The sequence below is a fragment of the Aurantiacibacter arachoides genome, from assembly GCF_009827335.1.
Lineage (GTDB): Bacteria > Pseudomonadota > Alphaproteobacteria > Sphingomonadales > Sphingomonadaceae > Alteraurantiacibacter > Alteraurantiacibacter arachoides.
Genome location: NZ_WTYH01000001.1, coordinates 510286 through 525035, shown reverse-complemented (window position 1 = coordinate 525035; position 14750 = coordinate 510286). Strand labels below are relative to the sequence as shown.

The following is a 14750-nucleotide window of genomic DNA, read 5'->3' as shown; positions in this document are numbered from 1 at the left end:
GCGCGGCCTCACGCCTCTCCCGCCGCGTCTACCATCGCCGCTTCCAGCGCCTCGCGCGGGTTCTTGTCGCCCCACAGCACGAACTGGAACGCGGGATAGAAGCGGTCGCATTCGATGACGGCGGTATCGATGGCCAGTTGCGCCATGTCGAGGCTGAGCATTCCGTCGTCGCCCAGCATCAACCCGTGGCGATACAGCAGCACTCCGCCCTGCGACCAGATATCGAAATGGCCGAGCCAGAGCTGTTCGTTGATCAGCGCCAGCAATTCGAAGGCCACCTGCCGCTTGGCATCCGCCACGCGCACTTCCGGCAGGCAGAGCAGTTGCAGCACGTGGTCCTCGCGCCGCCAGATCGCGCGCAGTTGATAGGTGGTCCAGCTGCCCGGGATCTCGCCGCAGACCTCGTCTTCGGAGACCTGTTCGTAGGACCAGCCATGGGCATCGAACATGGCGCTGAGCATTTCCACGGGCGCGGCGTCCTCACCCTGCTCGAAAGTGCGTGGTTCGGTGTTCATGGCTGCGTCTGGCGTCCCGTCGTCATGCCATGCTTAATGCGTCGGCAAGCACGACGGGCGCAATCGGGGGGTCCGAAATCGTCCGGGCAAAACTCAACTGGCCTGTTGGCAAGGTGTGGGAAACGCTGCCCTGCCCTCGGGGCCGGTCCGATTAGGGAAGCGGTCGCACTTCCTCGCCAGCGCTGCTGGTGAAGCGGAAGGCGGATATGCCCGCCTCCCCCAGCCGGGTGACGAATTCATTGGCGGCGCGCACCGAATCGAACGGACCGGTCAACAGGCGGCTGGTCGCGTTCCAACGCGCGGTGAAGGGGTTGCGCCCTTCCAGCGCGCCATCGGACGCGCGCACCAGTCGCCGCCAGTCGAAGCGGAAGGCGGCCAGATCCTGCCCGGTTGCCACCTGGACCCAGATGCGGCTGGGGTGCGCTGGCGGCGGCGGAGGTGCCGGGCGCGGCGCCGGAGCGGCCGGCTCTGCGCGTTGTGGTTCTGCCCGCTGCGGGGGCGGATCGCGGCGCGGTTCGATCGTGCGCATGTCCACCGCGCCGGCACTGGGCACGACCGGCAGGGTCGAGGCCAGCGAGAAATCGGCAAAGGCTTCCGCCAGCTCGACCTGCTCGACCTGTTCGACATTCGTCGCGGGTTCGGCCCCCGCTGGCCCGGTCGCCGGCTGGCTGAGCGAGAAGGACGGCCGCGCAGCAACAGGCGCCTGGGCCTGCGCGCCCTCGTCCAGCACCGCGACCACCACCGGCGCCGGTTCGTTGGCGACCGGCTGGGCAACGGGCACGGCCATGGCAGGGGGCCGTTGCGGAGCCTGGGATGCGGCGATCTCGGTGCTCTCGATCGCCGGCAGTTCCACGGTTTGCGCGGGCGCCTGGGCAACCGCCGCCTGCTGCGCGGGCAACTGCTGGATGACGGGCTGCGCTGTCTCCTGAACCGTCGGCAGGTTCTGCACGACGGCCTGCCCGCGACCCAGCGGTTCGCCCGCAGGTGTCAGGCGATCGCCATTGGACGCTGGCACCGGGCGCGCCGTGGGGGCGTCTTCGAGCATGGCGATCTGCGGCGTATCGCGGCCGATCTGCGAAGCCGGCGGGAATTGCCCGAGATTGGCCGCCGCCGCCTGCTGTGCCGGGGTGAGGCGGGGCATGTATTGCAGATAGGGCGTCAGCCTGCCCGACAGCCGCGCCGGGAGCATGGTCTCGGCAATGGAGATCGCCTCCTCGTCCCGCCCGAGAATGGCGAGCACGAAGGCGCGCGTGCGAAAGGCCGCGCGGTCCTGCCTTTGCAGCAACGGCAGCAGCGTGGTTTCCGACGCGGCGGCATCGCCCGCGATGGCGTAGCTCAACGCCAGCCGGCGAACGATCTCGTTGTTCTCCTCGCGCGAGAGTGACTGGCGGTAATACCGCTGCGCCCGCGTGGCCTGCCCCGCCAGGTCGTAGGCCAGCCCGCGGTCGCCGGCATAGGGCCCCATCTGCACGCCGGCAGCCTCTGCATTGTCGAACAGCTGGATGGCCGTGACCGCCTCGCCGCGGCGCACCGCCAGCAGCGCCAGCGCGCTCAGCACCCGGCCGTCATTGGGATCGATGGCCTGAGCCCGGTTGAGAAAACCGAGAGAGGCGGCATTGTCCCCCAGCGTCATCGCGGCGCGGCCCGCATCGACCAGCGCGGGCAGGCTGTTGGGATTGCGCGAGAGCCGCCGCAACGCGTCGTTGAGATCGGCCTCGGCCGGATCGGGAAGAGCCTGCACCACTTCCTGCGCACCCACGGGAGCAGCAGTCATCGCCAGCGGCAGGAGCGCGGCAAGCAGCACGAAAGGGCGCGTCCGTATCATCAGGCGCGCCCTATACATGTTTCACTGAACCTCACGAGAACGATTGTGGCGACCCGACCAGAAGGCGCGCCGGAACGTTACTGGTTGTTCTGGCGACCGAGGAAGCGCGGGATGCGCATTGCGCCGCCATTGCCATCCTCGTCGTCATCCTCGTCTTCGGACGAGCCCTGACGAGAGAGATTGGCCATGCGTTCGAACAGCGTGCTGCCCCCGGACGGCGGCGGCGGTGGGGAAGCGGGCGCGGGCGGCGCAGGCCGCGCGTTCGCTTCGCCCCGGGCTGCCGGTCCATCGGTTTCCGGCGTTGGTGCTGCACCGCCGAGCATCCGCGCGCGGCGCCCGCTGGCAGGCTGCACCGGCTCGTCCGCCTCTGCAAGGCGCGTGGCGTCGAGCAGCAGTTCGTCGGCTCCGGCTTCGGCCGCGTCATCTTGTGCGGAATTGGCCGTTCCAGCGCCTTCGAAGTCGTCCTCGTCAGTGCCGGCCTCTTCTGAACGCAGCAGATCGAAGGTGTCGTCATCGGCATTTGCACCGGCATCGCCGGTCCCCGCGCCAGCCGCGTAGCCATTGTCGACATCGGACCCGAATCCGCTGTCGTCGGCGGGATCGGACATACCATCGGCCGAACCGTAGCCGCCATTGCCGGTCGCGGATGCGGCGGACGCACTATCGGCCTCGTCCATCGCGCCCAGGTCGAGCGTTTCGTCCTCGTCCTCTGCATAATCGTCCCCGGTGGGGATCGGGATCGCCGGGCGCGCCGGGCCGCGGCCCATGCCGCCGGACATGCCGCGCGTGGAGGAAAGGTCGACGGGGCGAGATGCAATTTCGGCCTGCTCGCCGGTCTGCTCTATACCGGTTGCGACCACGCTGACGCGAATCCGGCCGTCGAGCTCGGGATTGAACGCCGAACCCCAGATGATGTTCGCTTCGGGGTCGACCAGTTCGCGAATATGGTTCGCCGCCTCGTCAACCTCGAGCAGCTTCATGTCCTCGCCGCCGATGATCGAGATGATCACGCCCTTGGCGCCCTGCATCGACACGCCGTCGAGCAGCGGGTTGGCGATGGCGCGTTCGGCGGCCTCGAGCGCGCGGTTCTCGCCCTCGCCCTCGCCCGTGCCCATCATCGCCTTGCCCATCTCGCCCATGACGCTGCGCACGTCGGCAAAGTCGAGGTTGATGAGGCCCGGCATCACCATGAGATCGGTGATCGAGCGCACGCCCTGCTGCAGCACCTCGTCGGCAAGCAGGAAGGCTTCCTTGAAGGTGGTATCCGCCTTGGCGACCAGGAACAGGTTCTGATTGGGGATAACGATCAGCGTGTCGACGTTCTTCTGCAGTTCGTCGATGCCGCTCTCGGCGGCGCGCATCCGGCGCGTGCCTTCGAACAGGAACGGCTTGGTCACCACGCCCACGGTCAGGATGCCCCGATCGCGCGCGACCTTGGCGATGACCGGCGCCGCGCCGGTGCCGGTGCCGCCGCCCATGCCTGCGGCGATGAAGACCATGTTCACCCCGTCGAGCGCCCGCTCGATATCGGTGGTGGTTTCTTCTGCCGCCGCACGGCCGACCTCGGGCCGCGAACCGGCACCAAGGCCTTGCGTGATATCGGGGCCCAACTGGATGCGATGCTCTGCCACTGAGGTGTTGAGCGCCTGCGCATCGGTATTGGCGACGATGAATTCGACGCCTTCGATCTCGCTTTCGATCATGTTGGCGATGGCGTTGCCGCCTGCCCCGCCAACGCCGATCACGGTGATGCGGGGGCGAAGTTCCTCGACCGAGGGCGGGCCGATATTGATGCTCATCTTGGTGGTCTCCCGGCGGGAAAGTAAGTTTTCTTCGTTAACGACCTTGCCACAAACCCAATCGCGGCGTGAATGTCTTTACGCTTGTATCCACAGCTAGCCGTGCACGAGGCGATACGCCAGCGGGGCTTTTCGGAAAATTCCTCAGAAATATTCGCGCATCGCCCTCCAGACGCGCAGCAGGGTGGCAACGGGTCCATAGGTGGACGTGATCGTGTGCTTCGCCCCGATCGAGCGGATGTCGACCGGATCTTCCACCGCGTAGAGGACAAGGCCGGCAAGCGTGGCGAAACCCGGCGTGGTATGCGCTTCTGGCAGGCCCTTCAGCGCCACCGGCTTGCCGATGCGCACGGGCACGCCGAGCACACTCTGGGCATAGTCGGCCATGCCTGCGAGTTCCGCTCCGCCGCCGGTGAAGACCACTTGCCGGGCGCGCGCCGCCTTGCCGCCCTTGGCCTGGCTGCCGAGGAACCCCATGCCTTCCAGCGCGCGGCCGATCTCGCGCATCAACTGGTCGAGCTCGCCGGTGATGACGGCGATCAGTTCGGCGCGCGGCACCTCGTTGCGGTCGTCCGCCCCGCGCGCAACCGGCCCGCGGCCTTCCTCGCCCGGCGCGGTGACGGGGATCATCTCGCGATGATCGGTAGGGCTGGCAATGGCCGAGCCCGACACGCACTTGAGCCGCTCGGCCTGGAAGCGGCGGATCGAGAATGCGGATGCGATGGCGTCGGTAATGTCGCTCGAACCCTTGGGAATGGCCTTCAACCCCAGCAGCATTCCGGCGGCATAGACCGACACGTTTGTTACCTCGCCCCCGAATTCGACGATGGCGACGCCAAGATCGCGTTCTTCTTCGGTCAGGCAGGCAAATCCGGTGGCGAGCGGCGAGGCGACGACGCCCTCCACCTCCAGATGCGCGTTCTGCACGGCCTCGGTCACGTTGCGGATGGGCGCGCCGTCCGCCAGCATGACGTGAACGTCCACGCCGAGCCGCTCGGCATGCAGATCCTTGGGGTTGGCGACGCCATGCGCGCCGTCGAGGAAATAGCAGGCGGGCTGGGCGTGCAGCACGCTGCGGCCATCGGGGGCGATCACGTCGCGCGCGGCCACCAGCAGCGCCTCGATATCCTCGTCCTCGATCCGCCGGCCGCCGATGGCGATCTCCACCGGACGGATCTCGCTGGCGAGGCCCGCACCCGAACAGCCGATCCACACCGCGTCCACGCTAGTGCCGGCCAGCTTCTCCGCCCGTTCCAGCGCGTCGCGCACGGCATAGGTCGCCGCGGCCATGTCGACGACATAGCCACGGCTGATGCCCTGGCTGGCGCGGTGGCCGCTGCCCAGCACCTGCAGTTCGCCGCTTTCGGTGATGCCGGCGATGATTGCGGAGATGCGAAAGCTGCCGACGTTGATCGCACCGAAGACGCGGGCGATGCGCTGCTGGGTGACCATCAGCCCTCGCCCCCCAGGGCCACTTCCTGCGCCGTCGCGCGGTCGGGCACGGTCATGTACATGCGCGGGGCGTTCCTCATGTCAAAGGCAGTGGCGCTCCCGCCGATCAGGCGATGCACGCCATCGGCCTGGGCAAAGCTGATGAAAGCGGCCGCCGCGCGGTCTTTCCCCTCCGGCAGCGCCAGCCGCTGATCGGTGGCAAAGGTCAGGTTCCAGCGCCGGTTGCCGACCCATTCGGCACCCTTCACCTGGCTTTGCAATGCGGGCGCAGCATCGAGCAGGCGGGTAAGATCCTCCACCCTGTCCTGCGCGCCCGGCCCTTCGATCACCATGTATTCGCCTGCCTCGTCGCGGCTGATCGGTTCGAGCTCGACCCCTGCGCCATCGATCAGCATCAGCCGGTCGGCCCGCGCAAGCACGGCGTGCGGCTGGCGTTCCACGATGTCCACCCGCAGCGTGGCGGGCAACTGGCGCGACACGCGCGCATCCGCCACCCACGGCAGCGTGAGCAACTGGGCTCGCAAGCCGTCGAGATCGACGTGGGTCATCGCCAGGTCCTGCTGGCCCAGCGCGCGTTCGTAGATCGTGGCGACATTCATCCGCTCCACACCGCTCGGCTGGACGTAGCGCACCTTGAAACCAGCATTGGCGGCCGCAGCGCCCGCGCGTTCGGACAATGCCGCCGTGGCACCCGACAGCTGCGCCACGAATAGCGCCAGCACCAGCGCGCCGCCCAGGATCAGCACGACAAAGGCCTTTTGCAGCTGGTCCTCGGTAAAGGGCAGCAGGGCGAGCGCGCTGCCGAAGAGAGATCGTCCGCGACTGCGCGCGCCCGCCACCCGCCGCCGCGTGCCCTGCGCACGGGCCTGCCGGCGCACGCCGGTCTGCTTGCGGGTGACCTTGCGCGCCACGGACCTAGAGTTTCCCGGCGCGGCGGAGCGCGTCCTCTACGATCATCTCGCACAGGGCGGGATAGTCGATGCCGCAATGGCGCGCCTGTTCGGGCACCAGGCTGAGGGGCGTCATGCCCGGCTGGGTGTTGGTTTCCAGCACGAACAGCCCGTCCTCGCCCTGGCTGTCGTCCCAGCGAAAATCGGTGCGGCTGGTGCCGTGGCAGCCAAGCACCTTGTGCGCGCGAACGGCATAGTGGCGGCACAGCGCGGCGATGGTGTCGGGAATGTCGGCGGGGAAGACGTGGGTCGTCTTGCCGGCAGTATACTTGTGCTCGAAATCGTAGAACCCGGTATCGATGATCAACTCGGTCACGCCGAGGGCTTGCACACCGGCATCGGTGTCGATCACGGCGGCGGTAAGCTCGCGCCCGCGGATGTAGGGTTCGGCCAGCAGCCGATCGAATTGCTGCCACGGCCCCGTGGCATCGCGGGCGATGGGATTGCCCACGTTGCTGTCGGCGGTGACGATGGCGACGCCCACGCTGCTGCCTTCGTTGACGGGTTTCAGCACATAGGGCCGCGCGATCGGATCGCCTTGATACAGCTCTTCGCTGGAAACGATCCGCCCGCCCGGCATCGGAACGCCGTGGGGGACGAGCGCCTGCTTGGTCAGTTCCTTGTCGATCGCGACCACGGACGTCGCGAGCCCCGAATGCGTATAGGGCACGCCCATCAGGTCGAGCATGCCCTGCACCGTTCCGTCTTCGCCCGGCACGCCGTGGAGCGCGTTGAACACCACATCGGGCGCCGCCTCCGCAATACGGGCGGCGACCTGGCGGTCCATGTCGAGCCGGGTGACGCGGTGCCCCATGCTTTCAAGCGCATCGGCGACGCCATTGCCGGACATGAGCGATACCTCGCGCTCGTTCGCCCAGCCGCCCATCAGGACCAGCACGTGGAGCGGTGCAAGACGCGCCATCAGGGCCGCCCCACCCGCTGGATTTCCCATTCCAGCGCCACGCCGGTCGCTTCGCTCACGCGGCGGCGGACGTCCTCGCCAAGCCCCTCGATGTCGGCGCTCGTCGCCTCACCGGTGTTGATCAGGAAATTGGCGTGCTTCTCGCTCACCTGCGCGTCACCTTTCTTCAGGCCCCGGCAGCCGGCCGCATCGACCAGTTGCCATGCCTTTTGTCCTTCGGGGTTCTTGAATGTCGAGCCGCCGGTCTTGGTGCGCAGCGGCTGCGAATTCTCGCGCGCTTGGGCGATCCGGTCCATTTCCGCGCCGATTGCCGCCGGATCGCCCTTGCGACCGCGAAACCGCGCGGAAACCACGATGGCGCCTTCGGGCAGGCGCGAGTGGCGGTAGGTATAGTCGAGGTCGCCGACGGGCAGGTTTATGCAGTTGCCGTCCGGCAGCACGACATCGCAATCGACGAGGATATCGGCCACCTCGCGCCCGTAGGCGCCGCCGTTCATGCGCACGAAACCGCCCACCGTGCCGGGGATGCCGCGCAGGAATTCCAGCCCGGCGATGCCGGCGTCGCGGGCCTGGCTGGCGACGAGGATGCCCGGCGCACCGCCACCGCATTCGATAACGCAGTCGCGCTGCACCTCCACCGTGGCGAAGGGCTTGCCCAGCCGCACGACCACGCCGGGCACGCCGCCATCGCGGATGATGAGATTGGAGCCGAGGCCCAGCGCCATGACCGGCGTGCCGGGCTCCAGCGCAGAGAGGAAGCTGGTGAGATCCTCCATGTCGGCAGGCTCGAACAACCAGTCCGCCGCGCCGCCGCTCTTGAACCAGACCAGTTTGGCGAGCGGCGCGTTCTGCTTAAGCACGCCGCGCGCGCCGGCAGGCACCCAGCCGCCGTGGCCCGCGGGCTCCTCGTCGGAACCCGGCGCTTCGGCGAGCCACTGGCGATCGTCCGGTTGCCAGGGCATCAGGCCTGGCCCTCGCGGCTGCGGAACTCGGTGACGTCGGCGGCCAGGCTTGCGGCCCACTTGGTGATGTCGCCCGCGCCAAGACACACGACCATGTCGCCCGGCGCGAGGCTGGCGGCGAGCTTTTCGGCCAGGTCTTCCGGCCCATCGACCGCTTCGGCAAGGCGATGCCCGCGCGCCTTGAGCCCGGCGACGAGCGCGTGTTCGTCCACCCCTGCGATCGGTTCTTCCCCGGCGGGATAGACCGGTGCGGCGTAGACCAGATCGGCATCGCCGAACGCACCCTGGAAGTCCGCGAGCAGGTCGCGCAGGCGGGTGTAGCGATGCGGCTGGACGACGGCCACGACACGTCCCGTTGCAGCATCGCGCGCGGCGGACAGAACGGCGCGGATTTCCACCGGGTGATGGGCATAATCGTCGATCACCTTGACGCCGACCCCGGCGTCCATGGCAATCTCGCCCACGTGGCTGAAGCGCCGCTTGACCCCGCCGAAGCGGGCAAAGCCGGTGCGGATGGCATCGTGGCGCACGTCCATCTCCAGCGCCACGGCGATGGCGGCGCAGGCGTTCTGCACGTTGTGGCGGCCGGGCATCGGCAGTTCGATGCCGTCGATCCGCACCTCGCTGCCGTCGCGCAGGGTCTGCACCGCGTCGAACCGGGTCAGGCCGCCGTCAGGCACGACGTTCTCGGCCCGCACGTCGGCGTGGGGGGAAAAGCCGTAGGTGATCACGCGGCGGTCGCGCACCTTGGCGATCACGCCTTTCACCTCGTCATGGTCGAGGCACAGCACCGCCGCGCCGTAGAACGGCACGTTCTCGATGAACTGGACGAAGGCATCCTTCACCGCGTCGAAACTGCCGTAATGGTCGAGGTGTTCGGGATCGATGTTGGTGACCACGGCGATCGTGCCGTCGAGGCGCAGGAAGCTGCCGTCGCTCTCGTCGGCTTCCACCACCATCCAGTCGCTCGCGCCCAGCCGCGCGTTGGAGCCGTAGCTTTCGATGATGCCGCCGTTGATGACGGTGGGGTCGACCCCGCCCGCGTCGAGCAGGGCGGCGACCATGCTGGTCGTCGTCGTCTTGCCGTGGGTGCCCGCGACCGCCACCGTCTGTTTCAGCCGCATCAGTTCGGCCAGCATTTCCGCACGGCGCACCACCGGCACGCGCGCGTCAAGGGCGGCGGCGACTTCCGGGTTCGTGCGCCTGACCGCCGTGGAGATCACGACAACCGCCGCATCACCAAGGTTTGCCGCATCGTGGCCGATGGCGACGGTGATGCCCTGCGCGCGCAAGGCCTCGACCCGGGCGCTGGCGCTCATGTCCGACCCCTGCACCGTGTAGCCGAGGTTGTGCATGACCTCGGCAATGCCGGACATGCCGATGCCGCCGATGCCGACGAAGTGGATCGTACCGATATCGGTGCCGATGGCTTTCATCGGGCGCTCTCCTTCGCAGCACCCTGCCCGACTTCCGCTCCTTGCGAGGCCCCGCGCGCATTGTTCGGGCCCACGCGGATCACGTCCATCATGTCTGCCCCGCCGAAGCTCTCGACCAGATCGGCAAGGTCGCTCGCCGCCGCTGGCCGCCCGCAGTTCCACGCGGCATGGGCGGCGGTGGCGAGGGTATCGGGCCGCAGCGCCATGGCGTTGATCTGCTTGGCCAGTTCCTTCGCCTCGAACCGGTGCTGGCGGATGGAGCGCGCACCGCCGGCCCTGACCATCTCGCGAGTGTTGGCGGCCTGGTGATCGTCGGTCGCGATGGGCAGCGGCACGAGGATCGCGGGGCGGCCCACCGCGGTCAGTTCGGCAATGGTGGAGGCGCCGGCGCGCCCGATGAACAGGTGCGCGTCTGCCAAGGTGGCGGCCATGTCCTCGAAATAGGTGGCAAGTTCCGCCGGTATGCCATGGTTGGCATAGCGGCTGCGCACCGCGTCCAGGTCCTCGGGCCGGCATTGCTGGGTGACCTGCAGGCGGCTGCGCAACGCTGGCGGCAGCATCGAAAGACCGTCGGGCACGATTTCCGACAGCACCCGCGCGCCCTGGCTGCCGCCGGTTACCAGCACGCGAAATATTCCGTCTTCCATGAAGGCCGGGAACGGCTCGTCCCGCAGGCTCAGCACGCCGGGGCGCACGGGGTTGCCGACAAGGTGGACCTTGCCGGTGTATTTCGGCTTCAGCCGGTCGACCTGCGGATAGGCGGTGGCGATGGCGTTCACGCGGCCTGCGAACAGGCGGTTGACCCGGCCGAGCACCGCGTTCTGTTCATGGATGACGGTGGGAATATCCATCGCCTGCGCGCCCAGCAAGGCGGGCACGGCGGGATAACCGCCGAACCCGATCACGGCACTGGGCTGAAACGTCTCGTACAGGCGCTTCGCCATTGCCCGGCCCTTCAGCATCGCCATGATCGCGCCGGGCCAGCCGAGCGGGTTCTTGCCGAAACGGCCCGCGGGCAGGACGTGGGCGGTCAGGAAATCGGGCTTGCCGGGGATGGCCGCGCCGCGCGCGTCGGTTACCAACGCGACATGGTGGCCGCGCCGCTCCAGCTCATGCGCCAGTGCAAAGGCGGGTGTCAGGTGTCCGCCGGTGCCACCCGCGGCGAGCACGAAATGGCGCGAACTGCCGGGAATTGCATGACCGGTCACGACGCGTCCTCCTTTTCGAAACCGGCAGCGAAATCGAACGGCTCGCGCTCCAGATACGGGTTGCGCCGCGTTACCGCCAGCAGCATCCCCACCGTCAGGCACACGGCGATGGTGGACGATCCGCCGTAACTTACCAGCGGCAGCGTCATGCCCTTGCTGGGGAACAGTTGCAGGTTGACGAGGATGTTGATGAACGCCTGCCCGCCGATCAGCGCGGTCAGCCCACTGGCGGCAAGAATCATGTAGAGCCGGTCCTCCTCCACCAGCCGCACCAGAACGCGCAGCACGATGGCGAGGTAGAGGATAACGATCACGCCGCAGGCAATCAGGCCGAATTCCTCGCCGATGACGGAAAAGATGTAGTCGGTATGCGCTTCGGGCAGGCGCATCTTTTCCCGGCCCAACCAGAAGCCGCTGCCGAACCAGCCCCCGCCGCCCAGCGTGCGGCTGGCAAGGTCGACATGGTCGTAGGCGGTCGGCCCGCCCAGGAAGGTATCGATGCGGTTGCGGGCGTTGTCGTAGAACAGGTAGGCCAGCACCAGCAGGGCCACGCCCGCGCCAGACAGGTATCCCAGCCGCTGCAACGGCAGACCGGCAACGACGACCATTACACCCCAGCACCCGGCAAACAGGATGGCGGAACCCAGATCGGGCTGCATCATCAGCAACACGCAGATCAGCCCCACGAAAGCCGCGGTGATGCCCACCACCGGCAGGTTCTGATCGCGCATCTTCCACGACAAAACCCAGGCTAGGATCAGCGCGAACGCGGGCTTGAGAAATTCGCTGGGCTGGAGCGAAAAGCCCAGGTTCAGCCAGCGGCGCGCCCCGTTGATTTCGCTGCCCACCAGCGGCACCAGCAGCAGGCCAACCAGCATTGCCGCGCCGAGCAGGATGGCGCCGCGACGCAATTCGCGGCTGGCGACCATGGAGGTGAGGAGCAGAACGATGAGGCCCACCATCTGCCAGCGGATGTGCGCCCAGAAGAAATAGAGCGCGGGCAGCGTCGTCTCGTCGGTGGAAAGCCGGTGCGCGCTGGCGGGCGAGGCGGCCGCCACGGCCAGCGTGCCCGCCGCCATCAATGCCAGCACCAGACCCAGCAGGACGCGGTCGATCTCCCGCCACCAGATCCTGAGATCACGCTTCCGGTCCCGGTTGAGGCGCGGCTGGCCCGGCCCGCCCTTGCGCTCGCCGGGGCGGGGAATGAAGATCGGCCTGCCGTTCATGCACCTGCCCCCTGTTCGATCGCGGCAAGCCCGCAGGCCGCGCGGTCGCCGTTGCAACCCAGTTCGGCCACGAGTTCGCGGAACACCTGCCCGCGCATCTCGAAATCGCGGAACTGGTCGAAACTGGCGCAGGCCGGGCTCAGCATCACCACGTCGCCTGCCCTAGCGTTGCCCACCGCGCGGCGCACCGCCTCGGCCAGGAATTCGCACCGTTCGACCGCGACGTGCGGTTCGAGGATGGCGGCGAACAGGGCCCCCGCCTCGCCGATGGTATAGGCGCAGGCCACGTTGCCAAGATGCGGCTGGCAATCATGCAGGTTGTCCTCCTTCGCCAGGCCGCCGGCGATCCAGTGGACGCGGGGCCGTCCGTCCACGGGCGGAAAGGCGGCGAGTGCGGGGGCGGTCGAGGCGGGGTTGGTCGCCTTGCTGTCGTTGACGAACAACACGCCCTTGCTGGTGGCCACGCGTTCCATCCGGTGCGGCAGGCCAGCAAAGGTCTTCAGCCCCGCGTGAACCTGGTCGCGGCTGAGCCCCACTTCCTGCACCAGTGCGGCAGCGATGGCGGCGTTCTGGAGGTTGTGCGGGCCTTGCAGGCTGGGCCATTCGTGCTGCCAGGCGGACCAGGCCCAACTGTCCACGCAGACCGCACGCCCCTCTGCGCGGCGCGCGGCCTCCGCCTGCTGCACGGCCCTAGTCGGCGCATCCTCGCAGCCGAACACGGCGAGCTGACTGCTGCCCTGCATCGCCAGCAACCGCCCCTTGGCAAAGGCATAGGCGGCGAAATCGGCGTAGCGATCCAGATGATCGGGCGTGATGTTGATCAGCGCCGCCGCATCACAGGCGAGCGAGCGGGTGAGGTCGATCTGGTAGCTGGACAGCTCCAGCACGTAGACCCCGGCCTTTCCATCGGATGCCGACAGGGGTTCCTGCCCCATGATCGGCAGACCGATGTTGCCGCCCAGCCGCGACGGCACGCCCGCCTGCTGAAGCAGGTGATGCGCCAGCGCTGTTGTGGTCGACTTGCCGTTGGTGCCGGTGATGCCGATGACCTTGTGCACCGGCAGTTCGGGACGGGCGAGCGCGAACAGCTCTATGTCGCCGATGACCGGCACGCCGGCAGCAGCGGCCCGCGCGGCGAGCGGATGGGTGTTGAGCGGCACGCCGGGGGAAACAACCACGGCGTCGAAGCCTGCAAGGTCGATCTCCAGCGGGTCGGCCAGCGTGGCGCGCCCTTCGAAGCGGCGGCGCGGTTCGCGCTGGCGATCCCACACCGTCACCTCCGCGCCGCTCGCCAGCAGGCTCTCGGCCACGGCCTGCCCGGACCGGGCGAGCCCCAGCACGCAATACCGCTTCCCAGCAAAGGCGCGCGCGGTGATCACCGCAGCTTCAACGTTGCCAGCCCCAGCACCGCCAGCACGATGGCGATGATCCAGAAACGGATCACCACCTTGCTTTCCGACCAGCCGAGCTGTTCGAAATGGTGATGGATGGGCGCCATGCGGAACACGCGGCGGCCCGTGCGCTTGAACCAGAACACCTGGATGATTACGCTGGCCGCCTCCAGCACGAACAGGCCGCCGACGATGGCGAGCACGATCTCGTGGTGGCTGGCGACCGCGATGGCCCCCAGCGCGCCGCCCAGGGCGAGCGACCCGGTATCCCCCATGAACACGGCGGCCGGCGGAGCGTTGAACCACAGGAAGGCCAGGCCCGATCCCATGATGGCCGCGCACAAGATGGCCAGTTCGCCCGCAAGGGGGACGTGCGGAATGCCGAGGTATTCGGAAAAGTCGACGCGCCCCGCGAGGTAGCAGATGACCAGGAAGGCGCCCGCCGCGATCACCACCGGCATGGTGGCCAGCCCGTCCAGCCCGTCGGTCAGGTTTACCGCGTTGCCCGCGCCCACGATCACGAAAGCGGCGAAGACGTAATAGAACCACCCCATCGGGATAGCCTCGTTGAAGACGAAGGGGACATAGAGGCTCGTGCTGATATTGCTGACGATGAGGTAGCTGGCAACGCCGGCCACGGCGAATTCCAGCATCAGGCGGACCTTGCCCGATACGCCCTTGTGGCTGCGCTTGGTGACCTTGTCGTAATCGTCGATGAAGCCGATGACGCCGAAGCCGATCGTCACCGCCAGGCAGGCCCAGACGAAGGGATTGCCCAGGTCCATCCACAACAGCATCGAGATGGTCAGCGCGGTCAGGATCATCAGCCCGCCCATGGTGGGCGTGCCGACCTTGGCGAGATGGGACTGCGGACCGTCGGTGCGGATCGGCTGCCCCTTGCCCTGCCGCACGCGCAGCATGTTGATGAAGCGCGGCCCGATGACGAGGCCGATCAGCAGCGCCGTCATCATGGCGGCACCGGCGCGGAAGGTCTGGTAGCGGACGAGATTGAGGACGCCCTCGAAATCCAGCATCTCGGCGAGGAAATAAAACATCGCTCTGGG

Annotated in this window: 12 protein-coding genes; all 12 read right to left on the bottom strand. The window is 67.9% G+C overall.

Features of this window, described 5'->3' with window-relative positions:
* Positions 1 to 8: 8 nt before the first annotated feature.
* Positions 9 to 515 carry a type III secretion system chaperone family protein gene (locus GRI62_RS02585; protein ID WP_131451868.1) on the bottom strand — a complete coding sequence of 169 codons (507 nt, stop codon included), beginning with the start codon at positions 513 to 515 and terminating at the stop codon, positions 9 to 11.
* Between the two features lie 151 nt (positions 516 to 666).
* Positions 667 to 2340, bottom strand: a complete 1674-nt coding sequence (locus GRI62_RS02580) for a tetratricopeptide repeat protein (RefSeq protein WP_160731795.1) — start codon at positions 2338 to 2340, stop codon at positions 667 to 669.
* A 77-nt stretch (positions 2341 to 2417) separates the two neighbouring features.
* Positions 2418 to 4139, bottom strand: a complete 1722-nt coding sequence (gene ftsZ, locus GRI62_RS02575) for a cell division protein FtsZ (RefSeq protein WP_131451867.1) — start codon at positions 4137 to 4139, stop codon at positions 2418 to 2420.
* Positions 4140 to 4283: 144 nt separating this feature from the next.
* Entirely contained in the window at positions 4284 to 5591 is a 1308-nt protein-coding gene (ftsA, locus tag GRI62_RS02570) for a cell division protein FtsA (protein ID WP_131451866.1), read from the bottom strand.
* Positions 5591 to 6502 (bottom strand): cell division protein FtsQ/DivIB, encoded by a 912-nt coding sequence (locus tag GRI62_RS02565; RefSeq protein WP_131451865.1) that lies wholly within the window; start codon positions 6500 to 6502, stop codon positions 5591 to 5593. Before GRI62_RS02565 ends, ftsA begins: the two co-directional genes overlap by 1 nt.
* A 4-nt stretch (positions 6503 to 6506) precedes the next feature.
* Positions 6507 to 7463 (bottom strand): D-alanine--D-alanine ligase, encoded by a 957-nt coding sequence (locus GRI62_RS02560; protein ID WP_234027343.1) that lies wholly within the window; start codon positions 7461 to 7463, stop codon positions 6507 to 6509.
* A complete protein-coding gene (gene murB / locus GRI62_RS02555) occupies positions 7463 to 8425 on the bottom strand; it encodes a UDP-N-acetylmuramate dehydrogenase (RefSeq protein WP_131451863.1) in 963 nt (320 codons plus the stop codon). Before murB ends, GRI62_RS02560 begins: the two co-directional genes overlap by 1 nt.
* Positions 8425 to 9861, bottom strand: coding sequence for a UDP-N-acetylmuramate--L-alanine ligase (gene murC, locus GRI62_RS02550; RefSeq protein WP_131451862.1), 1437 nt, complete (start codon positions 9859 to 9861; stop codon positions 8425 to 8427). Before murC ends, murB begins: the two co-directional genes overlap by 1 nt.
* Positions 9858 to 11054, bottom strand: coding sequence for an undecaprenyldiphospho-muramoylpentapeptide beta-N-acetylglucosaminyltransferase (gene murG / locus GRI62_RS02545; RefSeq protein ID WP_131453727.1), 1197 nt, complete (start codon positions 11052 to 11054; stop codon positions 9858 to 9860). The genes murC and murG overlap by 4 nt, the downstream gene beginning before the upstream one ends.
* 11 nt (positions 11055 to 11065) lie before the next feature.
* Positions 11066 to 12295: an FtsW/RodA/SpoVE family cell cycle protein gene (locus GRI62_RS02540; RefSeq protein ID WP_131451861.1), complete on the bottom strand. Its 1230-nt coding sequence runs from the start codon at positions 12293 to 12295 to the stop codon at positions 11066 to 11068.
* Positions 12292 to 13674, bottom strand: coding sequence for a UDP-N-acetylmuramoyl-L-alanine--D-glutamate ligase (gene murD / locus GRI62_RS02535; RefSeq protein ID WP_131451860.1), 1383 nt, complete (start codon positions 13672 to 13674; stop codon positions 12292 to 12294). Before murD ends, GRI62_RS02540 begins: the two co-directional genes overlap by 4 nt.
* Positions 13671 to 14741, bottom strand: coding sequence for a phospho-N-acetylmuramoyl-pentapeptide-transferase (gene mraY / locus GRI62_RS02530; protein WP_131451859.1), 1071 nt, complete (start codon positions 14739 to 14741; stop codon positions 13671 to 13673). The genes murD and mraY overlap by 4 nt, the downstream gene beginning before the upstream one ends.
* Between the last annotated feature and the right edge of the window lie 9 nt (positions 14742 to 14750).